General features: G+C 70.5%; 20 protein-coding genes and 4 pseudogenes. 12 read left to right on the top strand and 12 right to left on the bottom strand.

All coding sequences use genetic code 11. The features are described from left to right. The first annotated feature begins 21 nt into the window (after positions 1 to 21). The 4 genes from ABZ562_RS17510 to ssuE all read left to right on the top strand — a co-directional run bounded on the left by ABZ562_RS17510 (position 22) and on the right by ssuE (position 4,345). Positions 22 to 1,080, top strand: a complete 1,059-nt coding sequence (locus tag ABZ562_RS17510) for an ABC transporter substrate-binding protein (protein ID WP_361479726.1) — start codon at positions 22 to 24, stop codon at positions 1,078 to 1,080. Further along, positions 1,077 to 2,252, top strand: coding sequence for an acyl-CoA dehydrogenase family protein (locus tag ABZ562_RS17505; RefSeq protein WP_361479723.1), 1,176 nt, complete (start codon positions 1,077 to 1,079; stop codon positions 2,250 to 2,252). The genes ABZ562_RS17510 and ABZ562_RS17505 overlap by 4 nt, the downstream gene beginning before the upstream one ends. Beyond that, positions 2,249 to 3,688, top strand: coding sequence for an FAD-linked oxidase C-terminal domain-containing protein (locus tag ABZ562_RS17500; RefSeq protein WP_361479720.1), 1,440 nt, complete (start codon positions 2,249 to 2,251; stop codon positions 3,686 to 3,688). Before ABZ562_RS17505 ends, ABZ562_RS17500 begins: the two co-directional genes overlap by 4 nt. 99 nt (positions 3,689 to 3,787) lie before the next feature. Next, positions 3,788 to 4,345 (top strand): NADPH-dependent FMN reductase, encoded by a 558-nt coding sequence (ssuE, locus tag ABZ562_RS17495; RefSeq protein WP_361479717.1) that lies wholly within the window; start codon positions 3,788 to 3,790, stop codon positions 4,343 to 4,345. A 167-nt stretch (positions 4,346 to 4,512) separates the two neighbouring features. Here the strand turns inward: ssuE and ABZ562_RS17490 are convergent, their stop codons facing one another. Genes ABZ562_RS17490 through ABZ562_RS17475 form a run of 4 tightly spaced genes read right to left on the bottom strand, consistent with a single transcriptional unit; the run spans position 4,513 to position 7,016 of the window. Continuing rightward, the gene (locus ABZ562_RS17490; protein WP_361479714.1) at positions 4,513 to 5,073 is read right to left on the bottom strand and encodes a hypothetical protein; all 561 of its coding nucleotides are present in this window, start codon (positions 5,071 to 5,073) and stop codon (positions 4,513 to 4,515) included. Next, a complete protein-coding gene (locus ABZ562_RS17485) occupies positions 5,027 to 5,758 on the bottom strand; it encodes a phosphatase PAP2 family protein (protein ID WP_361479711.1) in 732 nt (243 codons plus the stop codon). The genes ABZ562_RS17490 and ABZ562_RS17485 overlap by 47 nt, the downstream gene beginning before the upstream one ends. Beyond that, entirely contained in the window at positions 5,755 to 6,354 is a 600-nt protein-coding gene (locus tag ABZ562_RS17480; RefSeq protein WP_361479708.1) for a phosphatase PAP2 family protein, read from the bottom strand. The genes ABZ562_RS17485 and ABZ562_RS17480 overlap by 4 nt, the downstream gene beginning before the upstream one ends. Beyond that, positions 6,351 to 7,016, bottom strand: a complete 666-nt coding sequence (locus tag ABZ562_RS17475) for a DedA family protein (RefSeq protein WP_361479705.1) — start codon at positions 7,014 to 7,016, stop codon at positions 6,351 to 6,353. Before ABZ562_RS17475 ends, ABZ562_RS17480 begins: the two co-directional genes overlap by 4 nt. 110 nt (positions 7,017 to 7,126) lie before the next feature. On the opposite strand from ABZ562_RS17475, the pseudogene ABZ562_RS17470 reads away from it, so the two are divergent. Beyond that, a pseudogene (locus ABZ562_RS17470) lies at positions 7,127 to 7,496 on the top strand (BlaI/MecI/CopY family transcriptional regulator). Then, positions 7,493 to 8,424 (top strand): annotated as a pseudogene (locus ABZ562_RS17465) (M48 family metalloprotease). The pseudogenes ABZ562_RS17470 and ABZ562_RS17465 overlap by 4 nt, the downstream one beginning before the upstream one ends. A 140-nt stretch (positions 8,425 to 8,564) precedes the next feature. Here the strand turns inward: ABZ562_RS17465 and ABZ562_RS17460 are convergent. Further along, positions 8,565 to 9,788 carry a glycosyltransferase family 39 protein gene (locus ABZ562_RS17460; RefSeq protein WP_361479703.1) on the bottom strand — a complete coding sequence of 408 codons (1,224 nt, stop codon included), beginning with the start codon at positions 9,786 to 9,788 and terminating at the stop codon, positions 8,565 to 8,567. A gap of 223 nt (positions 9,789 to 10,011) precedes the next feature. Here ABZ562_RS17460 and ABZ562_RS17455 point away from each other — a divergent pair. Beyond that, a pseudogene (locus ABZ562_RS17455) lies at positions 10,012 to 10,997 on the top strand (integrase core domain-containing protein). A 198-nt stretch (positions 10,998 to 11,195) separates the two neighbouring features. On the opposite strand, the gene ABZ562_RS17450 reads toward ABZ562_RS17455, so the two are convergent. Then, a complete protein-coding gene (locus ABZ562_RS17450; RefSeq protein ID WP_361479872.1) occupies positions 11,196 to 11,528 on the bottom strand; it encodes a transposase in 333 nt (110 codons plus the stop codon). Positions 11,529 to 11,565: 37 nt separating this feature from the next. Further along, a complete protein-coding gene (locus ABZ562_RS17445; protein ID WP_361479700.1) occupies positions 11,566 to 12,294 on the bottom strand; it encodes a TetR/AcrR family transcriptional regulator C-terminal domain-containing protein in 729 nt (242 codons plus the stop codon). A 96-nt stretch (positions 12,295 to 12,390) separates the two neighbouring features. On the opposite strand from ABZ562_RS17445, the gene ABZ562_RS17440 reads away from it, so the two are divergent. Further along, complete coding sequence (locus tag ABZ562_RS17440; RefSeq protein ID WP_361479697.1) at positions 12,391 to 13,914, top strand: MFS transporter; 1,524 nt, start codon at positions 12,391 to 12,393, stop codon at positions 13,912 to 13,914. Between the two features lie 159 nt (positions 13,915 to 14,073). Here the strand turns inward: ABZ562_RS17440 and ABZ562_RS17435 are convergent. From ABZ562_RS17435 to ABZ562_RS17425, 3 genes and pseudogenes are all read right to left on the bottom strand, one after another. Then, positions 14,074 to 14,971: pseudogene (locus tag ABZ562_RS17435) on the bottom strand (integrase core domain-containing protein). Between the two features lie 268 nt (positions 14,972 to 15,239). Further along, a complete protein-coding gene (locus ABZ562_RS17430) occupies positions 15,240 to 16,142 on the bottom strand; it encodes an MBL fold metallo-hydrolase (protein WP_361479694.1) in 903 nt (300 codons plus the stop codon). 24 nt (positions 16,143 to 16,166) lie between these two features. Next, entirely contained in the window at positions 16,167 to 17,441 is a 1,275-nt protein-coding gene (locus ABZ562_RS17425; RefSeq protein ID WP_361479691.1) for an MFS transporter, read from the bottom strand. A 120-nt stretch (positions 17,442 to 17,561) separates the two neighbouring features. Here ABZ562_RS17425 and ABZ562_RS17420 point away from each other — a divergent pair, with 120 nt between their 5' ends. The 3 genes from ABZ562_RS17420 to ABZ562_RS17410 all read left to right on the top strand — a co-directional run bounded on the left by ABZ562_RS17420 (position 17,562) and on the right by ABZ562_RS17410 (position 19,879). After that, positions 17,562 to 17,771: a hypothetical protein gene (locus tag ABZ562_RS17420; RefSeq protein WP_361479688.1), complete on the top strand. Its 210-nt coding sequence runs from the start codon at positions 17,562 to 17,564 to the stop codon at positions 17,769 to 17,771. Further along, complete coding sequence (locus ABZ562_RS17415) at positions 17,758 to 19,152, top strand: amidase (protein WP_361479685.1); 1,395 nt, start codon at positions 17,758 to 17,760, stop codon at positions 19,150 to 19,152. Before ABZ562_RS17420 ends, ABZ562_RS17415 begins: the two co-directional genes overlap by 14 nt. Before the next feature lie 163 nt (positions 19,153 to 19,315). Further along, complete coding sequence (locus ABZ562_RS17410) at positions 19,316 to 19,879, top strand: TetR/AcrR family transcriptional regulator (RefSeq protein ID WP_361479682.1); 564 nt, start codon at positions 19,316 to 19,318, stop codon at positions 19,877 to 19,879. A gap of 114 nt (positions 19,880 to 19,993) precedes the next feature. Here ABZ562_RS17410 and ABZ562_RS17405 read toward each other — a convergent pair whose 3' ends face one another. Together ABZ562_RS17405 and ABZ562_RS17400 are read right to left on the bottom strand one after the other, a co-directional pair. Then, positions 19,994 to 21,082: an integrase core domain-containing protein gene (locus ABZ562_RS17405; RefSeq protein ID WP_361479679.1), complete on the bottom strand. Its 1,089-nt coding sequence runs from the start codon at positions 21,080 to 21,082 to the stop codon at positions 19,994 to 19,996. A 312-nt stretch (positions 21,083 to 21,394) separates the two neighbouring features. Further along, positions 21,395 to 21,769: a cupin domain-containing protein gene (locus ABZ562_RS17400; RefSeq protein ID WP_361479676.1), complete on the bottom strand. Its 375-nt coding sequence runs from the start codon at positions 21,767 to 21,769 to the stop codon at positions 21,395 to 21,397. A gap of 72 nt (positions 21,770 to 21,841) precedes the next feature. Between ABZ562_RS17400 and ABZ562_RS17395 the strand changes: the two genes are divergently transcribed. Next, positions 21,842 to 22,315, top strand: a complete 474-nt coding sequence (locus tag ABZ562_RS17395) for a MarR family transcriptional regulator (protein ID WP_361479673.1) — start codon at positions 21,842 to 21,844, stop codon at positions 22,313 to 22,315. Positions 22,316 to 22,389: the final 74 nt, after the last annotated feature.

Below are 22,389 nucleotides of genomic sequence, written 5' to 3'. Positions count from 1 at the left end.
CCCGCCCCCTCCGTTCCCCTCATGAAAGGCATCACCCGCATGCCCAGGCCACCGGCCCGCTCCCGTTCCCGGCGTGCCCGCGCCCGTACCGCTCTCGCCGCCGTCGTGGCGCTGACCGCCGGTGCGCTGAGCGCCTGTGGCGGCTCCGCGGGAGCGGACGGGGGCGGGAAGGGGCACTCCGTCACCCTCCGGGTCGGTGCGACCGGCTGGAAGGAGGAGGAGGCGCTGCTGAAGTTCGCGCATCTGGACGACACTCCGTACGAGGTGAAGTGGAGCCTGTTCCAGGGCGGCGACCGGCAACTGGAGGCGGTGCGCGCCGGTGCGCTGGACGTGGCGAGTTCCAGCGAGATCCCGCCGGTCTTCGCGGCGGCCGACGGAAAGCCGAACTTCAAGGTCGTCGCGGTGCGGCGGGGCAACACCCTCAACCAGGAGGTCGTGGCCCCCAAGGGGTCCACGATCACCTCGATGTCGCAGCTGCGGGGCAAGAAGGTCGGCTACGTGAAGAACACCACCGCCCACTACTTCCTCTACGAACTGCTGAAGCGGGCCGGGCTCGGCTGGGACGACATCGAGGCCGCTCCGCTGGATCCCGACAAGGGGATCGCCGCGCTCAACGGCGGTTCCATCGACGCGTTCGCCGGATACGGCAACGCGGTCATCACCGCCCATCAGCGGGGCGCGCGCACCATCGGTTCCGGCAAGGACATCCTCTCCGGCAACTTCCTGTGGACGGCCTCGGACGACACCCTCGGCGGCGCGGCCGAGCGCAAGGCGCTGGCGGATCTGCTGGCCCGTATCGACAAGGCGTTCGCCTATGTGCGCGCCGGGCGCCAGAAGGAGTACGCGAAGCTCATGGCCGCCGCCACCCACCAGCCAGTGGATCAGGCGCTGGAGGAGTTCACGGAGGGAGAGGCCCAGCGCAGGACCGGGATCCGGCCGGTGAGCGCCGGGGCCACCGCCTCCGAACAGAAGGTCGCCGACGCCTTCGGTGACCTCGGGGCGGTGAAGCGCAAGCTGACGGTGAGCGGATTCTGGAGCGACCGTCTCACTCCGCAACTGCGCCGGGAACTCGCCTCATGACCACCGACTTTGCGTTTCCCGTTCCGGATCTGACCTCGCTGCCCTCCGTGACGCGACGGCTCGCCACCACCGCGGCGGCGTACGACCGCGACGGCACGTTTCCGGCCGACGGGATCCGCGCCGCGCACGAGGCCGGACTGCTCACCGCCACCGTCGCCGAGCGGTACGGGGGTCCCGCCCTCGGGGTGGCGGACACCGCGCGCATCCTGCACGCGCTCGGCGAAGGCGATCCGTCGGTGGCGCTGATCGCCGCCATGAACCTCTCCGTCCACCGCCGCCAGGCCGTGCGGCCGCACTGGCCGGAAGTGCTCTACGGGCAGGTGCTGGCCGAGGCCGCTTCGCGGCCGGTGCTGCTCAACCACATCCGTGTCGAGCCCGAACTCGGCTCGCCCGCGCGGGGAGGGCTGCCCTCGACGGTGGCCCGGCGCACCTCGGACGGCTGGTCGCTCAGCGGCCACAAGCGCTTCGCGACCGGTGTGGAAGGGCTGGACTGGCTGCTGGTGTGGGCCACCACCGACGAGCCCGCGCCACGGGTTGGCACCTTCGTGGTGCCCGGCACCGCCCCCGGAATCGAGATCACCCACCGCTGGAACCATCTGGGGCTGCGCGCCAGCGGAAGCCATGACATCGCGCTGCACGACGTCGAGATCCCCGAGGGCAATGTCATCGACCTGACCGGGCACGGCGCCGCAGCGGAACAGGACAACCGCGCGGGCGCGGCCCTCCACCTGCCGCTCGCTGCCCTCTACCTGGGCGTGGCGCGCGCCGCCCAGGGTTACGTCCACCGCTTCGCCCACGAACGGACCCCCGCCAACCTCGGCCATCCGGTGGCCCGTACCGAGCGCTTCCGGCGCGTAGGCGGTGAGATCGCGCTGCGGCTGGACTCGGCCGAACATCTGGTGTTCACGGGTGCGGAGCGGGTCGACGGCGCCGACGGCTCGTACACCCCCGAACACGCGCTGGGCGCCCGTGTCCTGGCGGGCCGGCACGCCACCGAGGCGGTCGCCCTGGGGCTGCGGCTGCTGGGGAATCCGGGGCTGTCCCGCGACAACCCCCTGGAGCGCCACTTCCGGGACGTCCAGTGCGCCCCGGTGCACGCCCCGCAGGAAGACACGGCGTTGCTCGCCATCGGCGCGGCCGCGCTCGGCACACGAAGTGAGAGGCCGACATGACCGTCCCGCTGTCCGCTCCGGATACGGCCGACGGCGCGCGCTCCGCACCCGCGCACGCCACCGGTACGGATACCGCCGCCGCGCTGCTGGCGGCCCTGCGCCGCGACCTGCCCGACGGGACGCTCGGCACCGGCCCCGAAGCCACCGGCCCGTACGCCATCGACCGCTCCGGCAGCACGCCGGACGGCGTCCCGCTCGCAGTCGTCCACGCCACGCACACCGAACACGTCCAGACGGCACTGCGGCACGCCCACGACCTGCGGATACCGGTCGTGCCACGCGGGGCGGGAACCGGGCTGTCCGGAGGGGCGAGCGCGGGCGCGGGCAGTGTCGTCCTCGACCTGTCCCGCATGAACCGCGTCCTGGAGCTGACCCCCGAGGAACAGATCGCCGTCGTCGAGCCGGGTGTCATCACCGCCGAACTGGACCGCGCGGCGGGCGAGTTCGGGCTGCGCTACGCACCCGACCCGGCGAGCGCGGCGATCTCGACCATCGGCGGGAACATCGCGACCAACGCGGGCGGGCTCCGCTGCGCCAAGTACGGAGTCACCAGGGACGCGCTCCTGGGCCTGGACGCGGTGCTCGCGGACGGGACGCTCGTACGGACCGGGCGGCGCACGGTCAAGGGCGTCACCGGCTACGACCTGACCGGCCTGCTCACCGGCTCCGAAGGCACCCTCGGGGTGATCACCTCGGCCACCCTGCGGCTGCGCCCGGTACCGGAGGAGACCGTCACGGTCGCCGCGTACTTCGCCACGTTCGCGGAAGGAGCCGAGGCCGTCTCCGCGCTCACCGCCGCCCGGGTCGAACCCGCCATGGCCGAGCTGCTCGACGGCCCGGTCCTGGGCGCGGTGGACGACGCCCAGGGCACGGACCTGCGGTCGCGCGGGGGCGCCCTGCTGCTCCTGCAGTGCGATGGGCGGGGCGCGGCCGCCGAAGCCGACGCGGCCGTACGGTGCTTGCGCGGACACGCGACGTCGGTCGAGGTCACCGGGGACCCCGCCGAGGCGGATCGGCTACTCGCCGCGCGGCGGCTCGCGCTGCCCTCGCTGGAGCGGCTGGGCCGGGTCCTGATCGAGGACATCGCCGTACCCCGGAGCCGACTGGCCGCCGCCGTACGCGAGATCGACGCCGCGGCCGACCGCCACGGGGTGCGGATCTTCACCTTCGCCCATGCCGCCGACGGCAACCTCCACCCCATTCTCGTCCTCGACCCGGCCCTCCCCGGCATCCCGGACGCCGCCTGGCAGGCCGCGGGCGACATCTTCAGCGCCGCCCTCCGCCTCGGCGGCACGCTCACCGGCGAACACGGCGTGGGCACTCTCAAACAACGATGGCTCGCCGACGAACTCGGACCGGACCTGCACCGACTCCAGCGCCGCATCAAGGCGGCCTTCGATCCGCACGGCATCCTCAACCCGGGCAAGGCGCTCTGACGTTCCCGGGGCCCGGCCCACCGGCGTGACCGCATGCGCCCTGCGGCCACGGCTTCCCGCACCCCGTACCCCGTACCCACGATTCCGAGGTGACCCTCCATGTCCACCGTCCTGTCCATTTCCGGAAGCCCCTCCGCCGCCTCCCGCACCGCCCGTCTCCTGCGCGGGCTGGACTCCCGGCTCGCCGTACAGGGGCACCAGGTGATCCCCCTGGACGCCCGCACGCTTCCCGCCGAGGCCCTGCTGCACGCGGACTTCAAACATCCGGAAATCATCCGCGTCACACAGCTCGTCGCACGGGCCGACGCCCTCGTCATCGGCACCCCGGTCTACAAGGCCGCGTACTCGGGGCTGCTGAAGGCGCTGCTCGATCTGCTGCCGCAGTACGCGCTGGAGGGCAAGACCGTGCTGCCACTGGCAACCGGCGGCAGCACCGCTCATGTGCTGGCCATCGACTACGGGCTGCGTCCGGTACTCGCCTCCATGGGGGCCGCACACATCACGCCGGGCTGGTTCGTGCTGGACAAACACATCGAAGCGCGGGAAGACGGGAGTGTCGTCGTGGACCCTGCCGCCCGGGAAGCGCTCGAACGGGTCGCCGACCAGTTCTCGGCGGCGCTGAGCGGCCCGGGCTCCGCCGACGCCTTCGCCGCGTGACCCCGGAACCGGCGCGGTGTACGCGCCGATCCCGAGCGGGCCGCCCATCACGACCGCTCCAGCCTCTCTCTCCACAGGCGCTGGCGACGCCCTTGTCGTTCCACCTCCTACCCCTCTTTTCCTGTGCGGGAGCGGTTCGTCCGGCGCCGCGACAGACCTCCTCGATGTCATGTTGGTGCTGCACTTGCCGGAGGACGGTGTCGCCGATGCGGTGGCCGTCGCGCAGGCGGAGGACCCTGGCGCGTTTGGTGACGAGGACGGTCAGGCGCCGGCGGCCAGATCAGGGAGTCCTTGAGGGCCTCCTCGGTGGCGGTGGTCTCGGCCAGGAAGCATTCCTCCGCCACCGAGGTGCCGCAGAGCAAGCGGGCCCGGCGCACCACCGACGGCAGCAGCAAACCCTGCACCACCAGCGTGGTGACGATGGTGTCGCGGTCGGGGAACGGCGCGCCCGAGTCGAGCACGGTGGGCCACGCGAGCGCCGGCGCCAGTGACACCCCGCCCCGGAAGCCCGGGGCGTTCAGGCAGGCCACCCCGCTGGATGACGCTGCGACCAGGATGCCGACGGCCCCGGGCTGGACATGGTGAACCTCCCAGCGGGCGCCCCATAGGTGGCCATGGCCTTTCGTCCTCCCCGGCGTCCGCATTCCGAAGTCCTCGTCGTACAGACCGCGGCGCAAGACGTCACGCAGGGCTTGATCGTCCTCGACGACCAGGATGCTGGGGCGCATGGTCCTCATCCGGCCGTGCGGCCGGGTGGGGCGTGTCGCCGAGGAAGGATGCGGGCAGCCAGTGGGCCGCGGCGCACAGGCACACTCCGAGCCAGCCGCCGACGAACAGCCAGCCGCCGACGACATCGGTGAACCAGTGCACCCCGAGGTAGACGCGGGTGAGTCCGACCAGCAGGCCCCAGCAGCCGACGGCGACGCCAAGCGCCGTCCCGCCGCGCGGGCCGCGCAGGCTCAGCGCCACGATCAGCAGCCCGGCGGTCAGTGCGGCCGTGGTGGTGTGCCCCGACGGGTAGGCCCAGCCGCTCGCGTGCGTGGCCCAGTCATCCCGCGGCGGGCGGGCCCGGTGGATGAGCTCCATCACGCCGTACCGAAGCGCCTGTCCTGCACCGAGGCAGGCCGTGCAGAGTGCGGCGGTGAGCAGCCTGCGCCGCGCCGTCCGCACCATCACGACCCCCGCCAGCACGGCGAGGACGTACGGGATGACGCCGGTTCCGGTGGCCGTCAGCCCGCGTGCCAGGGCCAGCGCCGCATCGGGGCGGTGGCCGATGGACCACGAGACAAAGCCGTCGTCCAGCCACAGCGGAGCACCGCCGTAGCCCACGACCACCATGGTCAGCACTCCCAGCGCCGTCCAGGCGCCGAGGCCCGCGCTGCACCACAGCCCTGCGGAGTCCCTGCGGTTCACAGGGCAGCCAGGAGCGGACGCAGCACAGTGGCGCTCAAGTGACGGGCAAGCGTCTGCGCCCACCGCCGCGAAAGGATCATCGCAGCGAATGCCACGAGCCCGCCCACGAGCACGCCGACCGCGACATCGTGCGGGTAGTGCACGCCGACCCAGACCCGGGAGGCCGCCATGGCGAGCGCGGCCACGGCCGCTCCCAGGCGACGTGAGACGAACACCAGCGCCACGGCGGTCGCCGCCGCGATCGCCGCATGATTGCCGGGAAAGGACCAGTCGCCCGGTGCCGGGCACGCCTCCAGCGTCCTCATGTGCAAGCTCCGGCACGGCCTGTCCTCACGCACCACCAGTTTCAGGACGGCATCCACGCCGTACGCCAGGACCACGACCACCGGCGCGGCCAACGCCGTCACCGCCATCACTGCCCCTGCCCGCCGGGCCTGCCACCAGCCCAGGACCATCAGCAGGGCGAATATCGCCAGCCCGTACGCCGGCCACGCCGCCACCGCGGTGTCCAGCCAGCCGGGCGAGCGCCCCGCCAGGTCCACCACATCCGTGTACGCGGAGCCGTCGATCGACGCTCCGCCGAACTCGGAGATCATCCGCGCGCCTCTTTCGCCCTGGCCTGCCTGCGGCTGCGGTGCAGCTCGGCGGCGAGCGGAATCAGCGAAACCACCACGATCAGCGCCACCAGCGGCAGCAGATAGCGGTCCACGCCGGGGATCGAGGAGCCCAGCGCGTATCCCGCCAGGGACAGGCCGACGCTCCACACCAGGCCGCCGACCACTTGCCAGACGGTGAACACCCGGACGGGCACGTCCAGCGCCCCTGCCAGCGGATTGAGGACGGTCCGCACCACTGGCACGAATCGCGCCAGGACGATGGCCTTCGCATGCCCGTACCGCGCCAGCAGCACCTCGGCCCGCTTCGCACCCTCGCGCAGCCGGGTGGACCGGCTGCGCGCGAGCAGGGTGCCGCCCGCCCGGCGCCCTATGAGATAACCGCACTGCGCACCCGCCAGCGCGCCGAACGCCGCAGCGGCCAGCAGAGGGCCCAGGGACAGCCGTACGCCGTGCTGCCCCGTGCCCGTGCACAGCAGCCCCGCCGTGAACAACAGGGAGTCGCCCGGCAGGAAGAAGCCGATCAGCAGTCCCGTCTCGGCGAACATCACCGCGCCGACACCCAGCACTCCGAAGGCGGCCAGCAGCGAGTGCGCGTCGAGCGCGTTCACAGCGAGCGACGATAGGACCACGGGTGTGGTCATCGACATGAGTCCTTTCCCTGCGCACGACCGGATGTACGGCACCCCGACCGACTACAACTCCGTAGACGGTCTACGTGACTGTAGACGATAGTGGGGTGAGAACCGTTCCCATGACCGACGCGAAGGACGAGCGCCGACCCGCGGGTGGGCTGGAGGCGGCCGTCAATGGCCGCCCTGTGGGCTTCGGACACACCGCTCACCCCTGCCCAGGTCCAGGCCGAACTCGCCTCCGGCCTGGCGCGCACGACCGTGACGACGATCCTTTCCCGCTTGCATGAGAAGGGGACCCTGGAGCGGGAGCGGCAGGGCCGCGGCTACGCCTACCGCCCCATACAGGACCCGCACGGCCTGACCGCTCTGCGCATGCACGGCGAACTCGCCCGCGACAGCGACCGGGAGAGCGCTCTGGCCCGCTTCGTCGCCCAGCTCAGCCCGGACGACGAGCAGGTCCTGCGGCGACTGCTGGAAGAGGGCCTATGACGACCACGCTCCTGCTGATCCCACTCCTCCTGCCCTGTGCGTCGCCTCCCCTGGCCCGCCGGATCCTCGACCACTGCTCGCCGTGGCCGCCCTGTGGCCCCTCACCGTCTCCGCGCTCCTCCTCGCAGCCGGTACCGTCGCGGCGCTCGGCACCTTCGCGGTGACCGGCCTGCTCAAAATCCCGGCCTTTGCCGCGCTGGGCGAGCTGGTCCATCCTCTGCGAACGCCCTCCGAACGGCTGGTCCTGCCCGTGGCCGCCCTGGCCGCCGGTCTGCTCACGCTCGGCACCTTTTCGCTCGGGCGCTCGGCCGTGCGCCAGGCCGCGGGTTTGCGCACCGCCCGCTCCCAGGCCGAACGCCGGCCCCCCGCGGGCGACCTGTGCGTCATCGACTCCCCGCACCCGGACGCCTACGCCCTGCCCGGCCGCCCGCACCGCATCGTCGTCACCACCGGCATGCTGCGTGCCCTGCGGCCGGACGAGCGGGAGGCCCTCTTCGCACACGAGCGCGCCCACAACACCGGCGGCCACCGCTACTTCCTGGCCGCGGCGGAACTCGCCGCCCACTGCCACCCCGCCTTGCGGCCGGTCCGTGAAGCGGTCCGGCTGGTCGCGGAACGCGCGGCCGACGAGGCGGCCGCCACTGCTGTCGGCGACCGGCGCCTGACCGCCCGCGCCATCGCCCGAGCCGCCCTGGCCGTGCACGCGGCGGACCCGGATCGCCCGGCGTTCACACCGGCGGCGACAACCGGCCCTGTGCCGCGGCGTGTGGCCGCCCTCCTGTCCCCAGCCGGACGGACACCGCGCATCGTGCCGTGGATCGCCGTTCTCCTGGCCGCCTGCGCGGTGATCTCCTGCGCCACTGCGGCGACCGGCGCACTCAGCGTCCACCAGGACATCGAAGTCGCCCAGGGCGAGGCAAGCCGCTGAAACGGAGAGTGCCCAACCGGTATCCCCGGACAACCCACCACAGCTTCCGTCGAGCCGGAGGCCGCGGCGGGCGTCAAAAGATCGTCCGGCGCACGGGCAGCGCGATGTCCCGCACAGAATCAGGCGACAGTGAGCGGTTGCTACGGTGCGTGACCGACGGCGAAGACCAGGTAAGCGCCGTACAACGCGGACAACGCGGTCGTAGAGCCCAGCAGGAGGACGCGCACACTGCCCGAGCGGACTCGGGCCAGCCCGATCGCCAACGGCAGCAATAAGGGAAAGGCGGGCAGGAGGAACCGGGCCCGGGCGCCGAAGAACGCCGAGTCCCCGACAGCGATCACCAACAGCCCCACGCTGTACGCCACGAGCGGCAGCGGCTGGCCGTGCGCCACTGTCACGGCTCCGAGGGCTATGGCGGCGCACAGCACGAGCGCCACGACTACCCAGGCGAACGGCACAGACGTGGCATGAAGGAAGACCCGGACCAGCTGGCGGACTGTGGTGACCCCCCAGTCGAATCGGGAACGCCACAGTTTCTGGACGGCGAAGTAACCGTCCCAGTGGCCGAGCCGGGTGCCCACCCATGTGACAAACCCCAGCCAGCCCAGCGGGGCGATCACCGCACCCAGACAAAGCTGCCACCGTGCCTTCGCCGGCTGCCGTGCCGGACGCCTGCGGATTCGCACCAAGGCGACGGCAGCCGCCCCGTCGATCGCGACCACCAGAGCCATCCCGCTGGGCCGGGTCAGCCCCGCCAACGCGCACAGGACGCCGGCCCATATCCAGCGCTGGGTCAACGCCGCATACAGTGACCAGGCGGCCAAGGCCGTGAACAGCGCCTCCGTATAGGCCATGCTCTCCACCACGGCGTGCGGCAGCGCACCCCAGAGCACCGCGGCCAGCACTCCGGTGTGCCTGCCGTAGCGCCAGGCGGCGACGGCGAAGATCCCCCAGGCCGCGGTCAGGGACGCGAGCCAGGAGACCAGAAGAGCGGCATGCGGGACGGGCAGCGACGTCAGGGCGTGCACGAGCCGGATCAGTGCCGGATATAGCGGGAAGAACGCCAGGTTGGAGTAAGCGTTCCATGCCTGCGGACTGGTCGCGAGTACGGGCAGGCCGCGGTCGTATCCGTGCATCGCGATATTCCCGTACCGCTCGGCGTCCCATATCGTCGCCAGTCTTCCCAGCGCTGGATCTCCACGCCGGTGGCCCCAGTACAGGAGCACCGCCACCCCGACGGCCCGCACCATGGCGAAGCCCAGCACAGCGGGCGCCGCGTCACGGGCTGCCGCGCGCAACCGGTGGCATCGAAGGGCACGGCTGTCCCCTGCTTCGACGGTGATGGCCGACGGCCGGGATTCCACGAGGCGATCCCCTACCCGAGAAACAGCTTCGATTCATGCGACATCGCCACGTCCTGCCTGGTCATATCGCCACCATGGCATCTCGTGGCCACCCGCACGCGCCGGAGTCGTCCACACGGATTACTCAGTGCCGACCGAGCGCGGGCCTCGAGCGCGAGACCCTGTGCCGTTCAGGAATGCGTCGCTGCAGGTCGTAGGCGGTCTGGCGGGGTTTGCGGGCGCGCTGGGACCATGTCCAGGTGATCGTCTCACTGGTGTACCGCCGGTGCGGTACCGGTGGGCGGACCGGTTGTGGTTCGCGGCATTGTCCTCGCTGATACCCCAGCGTCGCTGGGCGCAGGTGTTACCTGCCACGCCAGGGACGTTGCTCCGCTGGCATCGGCGTCTCGTTACACGCAGGTGGGACTACAGCGAGTGCCGGACCAGGCCGGGCGGCCGGCGACAGCGGAAGCTGTGAAGGAGTTGGTGGTGCGGCTGGCGCGGGAGAACCCGCGCTGGGGCTGCCGCAGGATCCAGGGGGAACTCGCCCGGCTGGGCCACAGGATCGGCGCCTCCACCGTCTGGAAGATCTTGACGGCAGCTGGTGTCGACCCGGCTCCCCGCCGCGCCGGGCCGACATGGCGCGAGTTCCCGACATCCCAAGCCGAGGCCATCATCGCCTGCGACTTCCTGCACATCGACCTGGCAAGCCTTCGGCGGGTCTACGCGCTGGTCTTCCTCGAGCATGGCACGCGCCGCCTCCACATCGCCGACGTCACCGCTCATCCGACTGCGCAGTGGACGGCCCAGCAGGCCCGCAACCTTGCTCTTGAGGTGGACGTGCGCCTCGAGTCGTTGCGCTTCTTGATCCGCGACCGGGACAGCAAGTACACAGAATCCTTCGGCGCGGTCTTCGAAGCTGAGGGCATCGAGACCGTCAGGACCGCCCCTCGGGCCCCGCGGATGAACGCGCACTGCGAGAGAGTCATCGGGACACTGCGGCGTGAACTCCTCGATCACGTGCTGATCTGGAACGAGACCCATGCTCGCCACGTCCTCGATGTCTACGCCCGGCACTACAACGGCCATCGCCCCCATCAGGCTCGAGGGCAACGTCCGCCCCTTACCGACAGCCGGACCGCACCTTTGACCGACTCGAGTACTCCGCGGCGACTGCTCCAGACTCGCGTTCTCGGCGGCCTGATCAACGAGTACAGACATGCGGCCTGACCTGCCGCGACAGATTTCTGAACGGCACAGGGTCGCGAGGGCAGGGAGGCGAACCAGAGACGATCCGCAGGCTCGTACCGTACCCGCCCTGCATCTGGCGTCGTAGCACAGCGTTTTCGTGCCGAAGGACGAGAAGCTGAGCCTCCTTCGAGGTGTCCCGCTGTAGGAGCACTCCTGGGACAGAGAGAAGACGTCGAGTCATCCGGTAGAGAAGCGACACGACCATCCAACCAGGATCGCAGTACTACGCGGAGGCCCGTGGCCTTTTGACCAGCAGCGATGAATATCCGAGCCCCACACGGTGAACACCCGCTCCCAGGTGCCATCGACGGCCCACATCCGCAGCCGGTTGTAGACGCCCCGCCAGTTGCCGTACTTCTCGGGCAGGTGGACACACTGCGTTCCGGTCTGGAACTTGAAGGCGATCGTGTCGATCACCTCTCGGTGATCCCGCCACCGGCCGCCCCGCTTCGGCGTCCGGTCCGGGAGTAACGGCTCGATCCGCGCCCACTGCGCGTCAGTCAGCGGCACACCCGGACCAACGACTGACAGATCCAAACGAAACTGCCTAGCCGCGGGCCTCGGGTGAGGTGAGGCCGGTCAGCAGGAGGCGCATGCCGCGGTGGAAGTGGGCGTCCCAGTCGTCCTCATCGAGCAGCGGGAAGTGGCCCGCGAGGGTGGGGTATTCGTCGATGTGGGCGCGGAGGTGGGCGTCCACGGCCGAGCGGGTGGCCGCCTCGTCGGAGCGCTTGCGCCACACCGCTTCGGAGGAGGCGGAGCCGATCACATAGTGGGTGATGGTGGCCGCGGCGGACGACAGGTGCACCCCGTCGAAGCCGCCGGTGGTGAGCGCGGTGTAGGCGAACTCCGAGGACCGCAGGGCGTGCGGGCCCATGAGGGGACGGGAGTTGGCCAGGGCCGCGGCCCAGGGGTGGCGCAGCAGGACGGACCGCAGCCCTGTCATGAACGCCTTGATGTCGTCCTGCCAGGAGGCGCTGTGCTCGTCGGGCAGGTCCAGTTCGGCGAACACCGCGTCGAGGGCCAGATCGAGGACGTCGTCCTTGGTGGCCACATGCCAGTAGAGGCTGGTCGCATGAGCACCGAGCCGCTCCGCGAGGCGGCGCATGCTCAGTTTCTGCACGCCGTCGCGGTCCAGCAGCTCAACAGCGGTGGCGATGATCCGGTCGTGTGACAGATGAGGCCGTGGGCGGGAGGTCTTCTCCGCGCGGAACCATACCGCTCCCGGTGCGTTCTCCAGCGTCTTCTTTCCCTTGTTCCCGTTCGGCTTCGCGCTCACGAGGCCGCAGCCTACCTCGTTGCTGTTCCCCGTCCGCGACTCCTACAGTGGTGGATGTATTCCAACACTGTTTGAGAATAGCAACGAGGGAGGACCATGAGCGACGAAGAAGGTCATCCGCGACGGTGGGCGATCCTGGTGGCGCTGTGTGCCGCACTCCTCGTGATCGTCATCGACAACACGGTGCTGCATGTCGCGGTGCCCGCCATCGGCGACGCTTTCGAGGCGTCGACGGGCCAGCTCCAGGCAGTGATTGACGCCTATGTCGTGGTCTTCGCCGGGCTTCTCATCACGGCGGGGGTGGTCTCCGACCGGTACGGCAGGCGGCGCACCGTGGTGGCGGGGCTGCTGGTGTTCGGCGTGGCGTCGGCGCTGGCCGCGGCGGCCCTCTCGGTGGAGTGGCTGATCGCGATGCGGGCCCTGATGGGCGTGGGCGCGGCACTGGTGATGCCCGCGACGCTCGCGGTGCTGGTCGCGGTGTTCCCCGAGAAGGAGCGCCCGCGGGCCTTCGCAGTGTGGAGCGCGGTCGCGTCGGTGGGCATGGCCGCCGGACCCCTGCTCGGGGGTGCGCTGGTCGACGTGTGGAGCTGGGCCGGGGTCTTCCTGATCAACGTCCCCGTGGTGACGGTGGCCCTGGTGGGCATCGTCCGGCTGGTGCCCGAGGCGCGGGCCGGGGACGGCCGGGGGCTGGATCTGCTCGGCACCGTCCTGGTCACCGCGGGGATGACCGGCCTGGTGTGGGCGCTGATCGAGGCCCCGGCGTACGGGTACACCTCCCCCGCGGTGCTGGGCGGTGCGCTGGTGGCGGTGGTGGCGCTCGTCGCCTTCGGCGTACGGCAGACCCGCTCCCCGGTGCCGATGGTCGATCTGCGGCTGTACCGGGACCGGAGGTTCTCCGGGGCGAGCTTCGCGGTGGCGGTGATGACGGTCGCGACGGGCAGCACCCTCTTCATCCTGAGCCAATATCTGCAACTCGTGCTGGGCTACAGCGCGTTCGAGACCGGGCTGGCGGCCATCCCGCTGGCGGCGGGAGTCGTCGCGGGCTCCACGGTGGGCGGCCGGGCACCGGCCAGGTTCGGGCCGCGGGCCTGCATCGTGGCGGGCTTCGCCGTCACCGCGGCCGGTTTCGCGGTGCTGGCATCGCTGTCCGAGGGCAGCGGCTATGGGGCGGTGTCCGCCGGTCTCGCGCTGGCCGGTCTGGGATCCGGCGTCGCGGGCCCCTCGGCCACCAGCACCGTGCTCGGCGCGGTGCCGCCGGAGCGGGCCGGTATGGGCTCCGCGCTCAACGACACCCATCAGCAGCTCGGCATCGCGCTGGGGGTGGCCGGTCTGGGCAGTCTGCTCGCCACCGCCTACCGGGGTGACCTGCCGGACGGGCTGCCCGATCACGCGGTGTCCTCGCTGGGGGCGACGCTGTCGTACGCGAAGGAACACACGGGCGGAAGTGCCCTGGCCGAGACGGCCCGTTCGGCCTTCACCGACGCCCAGTCCCTCACCATGGCCATCGGCGTGGCGGCCGCCCTGGCCGGTGCGGCCGTGGCGTTCTTCGCCCTGCCGGGCCGCGCCGCCCGGCCCGCGACCCCCGAGCCGGAGGCGGAGGAGGCGGGACAGCCGGGCTGAGCGGGGGTACGGCGTCCGGGCGCGCGGCACCCGGACGCCACCTCGTGGGCGCCCACCGCTCAGGTGTGCTCCGGCAACGGCGGGTGCAGCAGCAGGACCGAGGGCACCTGATCGGGGTGGGCGAACCGCAGCAGCTGGTGTCCCACGCCCTGAAGGGTGTCAATATTCCGATCCGGCTGCTGAGCTGGTCCTTTCCTGTGAATGGTGAGGCGGTCGGGATGGCGTGGTGTGGTACTCGTTGAGCAGTCCGCCAAGTACCTGTCGGCGCCTGACCGTGGCAGCGGGCAGGGGGTGACGTTCGGGTCGTCGTCGGGTGCTCGGAGGCCGAGGCTGCGGTGGGCTCGTCCGGCGTTGTAGTGCTCGGCGTACTGGTTGAGGACTGTGCGTAGGTGTCGTTCGCCGGTGATGCGGAGTCGGTCGGTGCATTCGGCGCCGGCTGTCCGTATCCATCGTTCGCCGAACGCGTTGGACCGTGGGCTTTGCGGCGGTGTCGGGATGACGGCTGTGCCGTTGCCGGCGAAGACGGCGTCGAATGCGGCGGTGAACTTGCTGTCCCGGTCCCGGATGAGGAACCGGAAGCACCCAGCCCTTTCCTCGAGGTCCATGAGCAGGTTGCGGGCGAGTTGGGTGGCCCATGCGCCGGTGGGGTGGGCGGTGACGCCCAGGACGTGAACGCGCCGGGTGGCGATATCCATGACGAAGAAGACATAGAGACGTCGGAGGAAGACAGTCTCTACGTGCATGAAGTCGCAGGCGAGCAGCGGGTGGGCCTGGGCTTGGAGGAAGGTGCGCCAGGTCTGCCGGGAGGCGCGCCGCGGTGCGGGCGGCAGGCCGGAGCGGCGCAGAACGCGCCGGATGGCGGCGGCGACCCGATGGCCCAGCCGTCGAAGTTCACCCTGGATCCTGACGTATCCCCAGGTCGGGTTCTCTCTCGCCAGGCGCTGGATGAGCGCGACTGTCTCTTCCGGCAACGGCGGCCGGGCCTGGCTGGTGCCTGGCGCCATTTCCAGCGCACCAGACGGCGATGCCAGGTCAGCAGGGTGCCCGGAGTGACCAGCCGATGGCGACGTCAGGCAGGCGGCAGGTGCCGGACGAGAGCGAAGAGCACGGCACGGTCAGCCCATGAAAGCCGCGGCCGCTCGACCTGCCGACGCAGTACAGCGACCTCATGCCGAAGGGCAAGGATCTCGGCGTTCTTCGCAGCGGCCGACCGGCCCAACAAGAGGAGGCAGCCCTTGGTCTCGACCGGGAGGCCGACCCGGTGGCGCTGCTAGCTGCGCATGACAGGATTCTATCGTCCATCGGCTCTTCTGCCATCGGCCGGTTCAGTGCGAGTCGGCGGGGGCGGGCGAGAGCCGGTAGGTGCCCTGATGGGTGATGACATGGCCGGCTGTGGGCGGTGCGAAGTGGGTGCCCAGGACGAGAGTGTCCGTGTCGGCGAGTGAGCCGAGCAGGGTGCGGCGCGAGGTCTCGGACTGCTGCGGATCGATGTCGACGCAGGCTCCGATGGTGGGATGGACGAGCTGCACGGGGTGGTGGATGCAGTCGCCGGTGATCAGAGCCCTCCGGCCGCCGCTGGTCAGCTCGACGGCGACGTGGCCCGGAGTGTGGCCGGGGGTGGGGAGCAGGCGCAGGCCGGGAAGGACATCGGTGCCCTCGGCGGGGACGTCGAGGAGATCGAGCAGTCCCACCTCCTCGACCGGGATCACGGAGTCCCGGAACATCTGCTTGCGCGCCTCCTCCATGTCGTACCCGGCCCAGAACTCCCTCTCGGTGCGGGAGGTCAGGTAGCGGGCCCGGGGGAAGGTGGGCACCCACTCCCCGTTCACCTGCTGTGTGTTCCAGCCGACGTGGTCGGCGTGCAGGTGGGTGAGGATGACCAGGTCCACCTGGTCCGGGGAGAATCCGGCGGTGGTCAGGCGCCGGAGGTAGTCGGTGTCCAGGTCGTGCCAGGCCGGGTTGGCGCGCTGCTTGCCGTTGCCGATGCCGGTGTCCACCAAAACGCGCAGCCCGCCGAGGGTGAAGGCGAAGCTGTGGCTGTCGATGCGGAGGGTGCCCTCGTCGTCGGCGAAGTGAGGGCGCAGCCAGTCCTGCCGGGCGACGAGGTCCGGGGTGGCGTCGGGCAGCAGCCAGGATCCGGTGGCGGGCGGGAGGAGGACCTCGTCGATGCGGTGAACGGTGATGTCACCCACGGCCCAGGAGGGGATGGCGGTCGGGTCGGTGCTCATGATCAGTCGTTCCCTTTGGTCTCGTTACGGATGGTCGTTGTGTGCGTTGTGGGCTGCCCGGTGCCGCGACGCGGCCAGTGCCGACAGGGCCGCGACGGCGAGCAGGGCGGTGGCGACGGCGTAGGCGTGGGTGGCGGTGCGCAGCCCGTAGTGCTGGGTGGCGGCGCCCGCGGCGATGGCGGGCAGGCTCATGGAGAGGTAGCTGAGGACGTAGTAGGCGGCCAGGGTCGCGGCACGGTCCTGCGCGTCGAGTGAGGCGAGTGTCATGCGCAGCGCCCCTTGGGAGACGGCGCCGAAGGCGATTCCGGCCAGGGCGGCACCGCCGTAGACGGCGGGCAGGCCGGCTCCGTGCAGACCGCTCAGTGTCAGGGCCGTGGCGGGGACGACGGCCAGGCTTCCGCCGCCGGCGGCGGCGTGCGGCGCAGTGTGCCGCAGTGTCCACACGGTGAGCGCGGCCGCGGCGGTGAGCGTGAAGAAGACCATGCCGCCGGCCGCCTGCGGGGCGCCGGGGGCCACGAGGCGCACGAGCGCCGGCCCGAGGGAGGAGTAGAAGCCGCCCAGGGCCCAGATGGCGACGACACCGGTGCCGGCCGTCAGCAGGGCGCGGCGTGCCGACGGTGGCACGGCGAGCTCAGGGCGCAGCGCTCGCAGGGCGCCGGGGTGCGGGCGGGCCGTCTCCGTGGTGAACGTGACCGCGGCTGCCTGGGCCGCGAAGAGAACCGCGAGCACGACGTAGACGGTGATTGTGGGGGCGCGTGCGAAGCGGACGAGGAGGGTGGTGGTCAGGACGCCCGCGGCCATGCCCGCCACCGGAGCGATGGTGTTCGTCAGTGCGGCTCGGCCTGGTCGCCGGGGGTCCTCCAGGTCGAGGAGGGCCGCGCCGGCGGCGCTGGTGGCCGCGCCGGTGGCCGCCCCCTGCAGGACGCGGGCGGCGATCAGCGCCCCAGCGCCGTTCGCGAAGGCCAGCAGCACCATGGAGGCGGCCTCCACCAGCAGGGCGCCCACCAGGACGGGGCGTCGTCCCAGGTGGTCGGAGAACGCTCCGGTGGTGAGCAGGGCCAGCAGCAGAGTCAGCGAGTAGGCGCTGAAGACCACGGTGATGGTGAGCGCGGACAGGTCCCAGACGTCCTGGTAGCGGGGGTAGAGCGGGGTGGGTGCACTGGATGCCGCGAGGAGGGCGGCCAGGATCGAGGCGTACAGGACGAAGGGCGCCGCGCGGTCGGTCGCGCAGGTGCGGACGACTTGGTAGGGGCATTGCGCGGGTGCTCGTGGCGTGACGGTGAGCATGGGGCTCCTCATGCGCTAAACGCTATGGAATTGCTTTAAGCCACCGTAGACCTTACAGTCGACTAACGCAAACCTTTAGCTTTTGAAGCTGAGGGTGCGCTTCACGGCTTCCGTTCGAGGAGAGAGAAGTCCATGTCCACCGCAGAGCTCACCCCGCCGGAGGCGGCCCGCTGGGCCGCCCGCGCCGGGCTCCGACTGCCTGCCGACCGCCACGCCGCGGTCGCGGCCACCGCCAACCACATCCACTCCGTCGTCGCGGTCCTGCGGGAGCTGGACTTCGGAGACACCCCGCCCGCCCCCGCCTACCGCGCAGGAGAGGAGCAGCACGATGCAGCCGTATGAACTGTCCCTGGCCGCGGCCGCCGACGCGATCCGGGAACGGCAGCTGTCCCCCGTCGAGCTGGCGGACTCCGTCCTGCAGCGCATCGCCCACGTGGAGCCGCACCTTCAGGCCTACGTCACCGTCACCGCCGAGCGCACCCGCCGGGCCGCGCGTGAAGCCGAACACGACATCGCGAACGGCCGCTACCTTGGTCCGCTGCACGGCATCCCCATGGGCGTCAAAGACCTGATCGACGTCGCCGGCGCGGCGACAACGGCCAGCTCCCGGGTCCGCGCCGACCACCACGCGCAGACCGACAGCACCGTCGCCGCACGCCTGGCAGAGGCCGGTGCGGTCCTCATGGGCAAGACGCACACGCACGAGTTCGCCTACGGACTGACCACCCCGCAGACCCACAACGCCTGGGACCGGAGCAGGGTCGCCGGCGGCTCCAGCGGCGGATCAGCCGTCGCCGTGGCCTCGGGCATGGCCACCTTCGCTCTGGGCACCGACACCGGCGGATCCATCAGGGTGCCCGCCGCGCTCAACGGAGTGGTCGGCCTCAAGCCGACCTACGGCCTCCTCCCCCGCCACGGCGTCACATCCCTGTCCTGGTCGCTGGACCACGTCGGCCCGATCACCCGCACCGTCGAGGACGCGGCCACGGTCCTGACCGCCCTGGCCGGACACGACCACCGCGACCCCGCCTCCCTGACCACACCACCCGCCACGGACTACCGGCCGGATGCGGGCACGGACCTGAGTGGGCTGCGGGTCGGTGTTCCGCGCACCTACTACTTCGACCACATCGAACCGGAGGTCGAAGCCGCCGTCCGGCGTGCCATCGACCAGCTCCAGGCCCTCGGCGCACACCTCGTCGAGGTCGAGATCCCCATGACCCGCTACATCCAGGCCACCCAATGGGGCCTGATGGTGGCCGAGGCCACCGCCTACCATGAGGGCACCCTGCGCACGGTCCCCGAGCTCTACCAAGACGACGTCCGCATCCTCCTCGAGGCCGGCGAACTGATGCCCGCCGGTGACTACCTGCGCGCCCAGCGCTCCCGCACCCTCATGCGGCAGGAATGGACCCGCACGCTGCAGGAGGTCGACGTGATCGCCGCCCCCACCGTCCCCGCGACCGCCGTCAAGGCCGACCAGGACACGATCACCTGGGCCGACGGCACGGTCGAGGGCGTCTCCGACGCCTACGTACGCCTGTCGTCCCCCGCCAACATCACCGGAATACCATCCCTGTCCGTACCGGTCGGCCACGACACCGCGGGGCTGCCGATCGGCATGCAACTCCTCGGACGGCCCCTCGGCGAGAGCGTGCTCCTCAGGGTCGGCCACGCCTACGAGCAGACCCAGCCCGCCCGCGACCTCGCGCACGCGGCGTGAACGCATGACGGGACCCGGCCGCATCACTCCGGCAGGGTCGATGCCCGACGGCTCTGAGGCAGCCGTCGGGCACCGGCTCGCTCTCGCCGTCGAATGGTCGCCATTGGTCGCACAATGGCGTACGGATCGCTAGACGCAATGATTTCGCTTTAAGATGGGTATCATGAGCAGGCAGATGGTGCGCCCCGGTGGGCGCAGCGCCCGGGTCCAGGCATCGGTGCATGCCGCCGCACGCGAACTCGCCTCGGAGGTGGGCCGGGACGCCCTGACCGTACCGATGATCGCCCTACGTGCGGGCGTGACACCGTCGACGATCTACCGCCGCTGGGGGGACCTGCAGGAGCTGTTGTCGGACGTGGCGGTCGAGCGTCTGCGGCCCGACACCGCGCCCCGGGACCACGGTGCCCTGCCGTCCGACCTGACGGCCTGGGCCGAGCAGTTCCTCGACGAGATGTCCTCCCCCGTCGGCCGCACCTACATACGCGACGCCCTGCTCGGCGACCCGGACGGCAGCAACGCCGGTCAGTGCTCCGCCTACGCCGCCGAACAGATCGACGTCATCCTCTCCCACGCGACCGAGCGCGGGGAGGAGACGCCCGACGTCGAGACGGTCATGGACCGCGTCGTCGCTCCCCTGATGTACCGCATCCTCTTCCGCCCGGACGGACTCGACGCCGCGTACGCCCGCCGGCTCGTGACCGAAGTCCTCGGCCCGACCGGCCGGTGACTGGGACCGCACACTCTTCTGGCACTGGGTAACCGCACGCGCGGCCGCCCTCTCCTGGACAGCGCCCGGCCTGGCTCCCGGACCCTGTGCCGTTCAGAAACCCGTCGCGCCTTGTCAGGCCGCGTATCTGTACTCGTTGATCAGGCCGCCAAGGACACGCGTACGGAGTAGCCTTCGCTTGCTGTCCAGGTCAGTCAACGGCGTGGTCTGGTCGTCGGCGAGGGGAGGCAGTTGCCCTCGGGCCTGGTGTGGGCGATGCCCGTTGTAGTGCTGGGCGTAGGTTTCGACAACGTGTCGAGCCTGGGCCTCGTTCCAGATCAGCACGTGATCGAGGAGTTCACGCCGTAGCGTCCCGATGACTCTCTCGCAGTGCGCGTTCATCCGCGGGGACTGCGGGGCGGTCTTCACGGTTTCGATGTCCTCGGCCGCGAAGACCGCGTCGAAGGGCTCGGCGTATTTGCCGTCCCGGTCACGGATCACAAAGCGCAGCGCCTCGAAACGCTCGCCCATTTCGAGGACGAGGTTGCGGGCCTGCTGGCGCGTCCACTGCGCGGTCGGATGCGCGGTCACTCCAGCGATGTGGAGGCGGCGCGTGCCGTACTCAAGGAAGATCAGCGCGTAGACGCGGCGAAGATCCACCAGGTCGATGTGCAGGAAGTCGCAAGCGATGATGGCCTCGGCCTGGGATGTGAGGAACTCGCGCCATGTCGGCCCGGCGCGACGGGGAGCCGGGTCGACACCGGCTGCCGCCAAGATCTTCCATACCGTGGACGCGCCGATCCTGTGGCCCAGCCGGTCGAGCTCTCCCTGGATCCTGCGGCAGCACCAGCGCGGATTCTCCCGTGCCAGCCGCAGCACCAACTCCTTCACGGCTTTCGCTGTCGCCGGCCGGCCCGGCTTGATCCGGCACTCACTGTAGTCCCACCTGCGTGCAACGAGACGCCGATGCCAGCCGACCAACGTCCCTGGTGTCACAGGGAACACCTGCGCCCAGCGACGCCGCGGTATCAGCGAGGACAATGCCGCGAACCACAACCGGTCCACCCACTGATACCGCACCGGACTCGCAAGTTGCCTGCGCAGCACCGCGTTCTGGTGCCGGAGCACGAGCAACTCAGCGTCTCTGGATGTCTGCCGACGCAGCAGCACCGCTGGGACCGACAGAAGCTTCCGCGTGACCCGATAAACCAGTGAAACGATCACCTGGACAGGATCCCAACACGCCCGCTGATTCCGCCATACCGCCTACGACCTGCAGCGACGCATTTCTGAACGGCACAGGGTCACGAACGTCGGCCCTGGGCTGCAAACTGCGCCATTTGACGGCCTACACAGCCTCTACTGTGAACCGGCAACCGCCGGCCCCCCTTGATGCCCAACGGCATCGGAGCACTTGGACGTAGGCAGCCCCGGTCCACATGCCAGCCGGGCGCGTGCACCGCCAGACAGGAGTCGAAAACAGCCCGGCCAGACCATCGAGGTGGCCTGGCCGGGGCTGCTTCCCGCGAAGCGGAATCACTCCGCCCACGGAAGAGGAATCTTGTTCTCACTGCCCGGCATCATGACCTTGCCTCCCACGGTCATGGCGACGAAGGCTTCCGCCGCACTGCCGACAGCCTTCAGCTGCCGCACCACCCCCGCAGGCAGAACGACCGCTTGCCCCGCCTTGACCCGCTCCGTCACGCCATCCACCACGACCTCGAACTCGCCCGACACCGGCATCCATACCTGCTCGCGGTCGATGATGTGCACTGGCGTGGACATCTCGGCACCGATCTCCACCCGCCAGGCACTGACTTCCGCACTGCCCTGACTCGGACCAGCTAACCCGAACATCGCTCCTGCGGGAGTCCTGGTCGTCCGCTGTTCGCTCTCGCTGATCACATACACGACGCCTCCTATATAAAGTAGCTTTACTCGCAGTGAGTAAAGCTACTTTACACAGATGTGTCAAGATGAACCATGGAGATCGACGACCCACTCGAAGGCACCGAGTTGACCTTCCTGCTTGGCATGGCATTCCAACTGGTCCTGTCCGAGTTCGTGAACCGGCTTGATGCCGTCGGCTACGCCGAACTACGCCCTATGCACGGCTTGGTGTTCCAAGCGCTGCGTGGCTCTGGCGCGACAACCAGCGAGCTGGCCGAACAGCTCGGCGTCACCAAGCAGGCCGCTGGTCAGATCGTCGACGACCTGGAGAAGCGCGGCTATGTCGAGCGCAGGCCGCACCCTGCTGGCGGCCGACGAAGGCTCGTCGTGCTGACCGGCAAGGCCCTGGAACATCTCTCCGTCGCCGGACGGATCCTGCACGAACTCGAGGCGCAGTTGACCAGGCGGCTTCATGAAGTCGGTCTTCGGGTGCCGCGAGCCGAGATCGCTGCTGTCATTCGCGCTTTGGCGGGCGACTCGATCCCGCCACTTCGACCCATCTGGTGAGCCGACTCAGCTTGGCAGGTGCCGTTTACGGCCTCGGTCAATCCATCGTCCTAGCCCCCTGCGCAGGTGCGCGG

Source organism: Streptomyces sp. NPDC019937, from assembly GCF_040631655.1.
In the GTDB taxonomy this organism is placed as follows: domain Bacteria; phylum Actinomycetota; class Actinomycetes; order Streptomycetales; family Streptomycetaceae; genus Streptomyces.
This window is presented reverse-complemented; position numbering and strand designations above follow the sequence as displayed.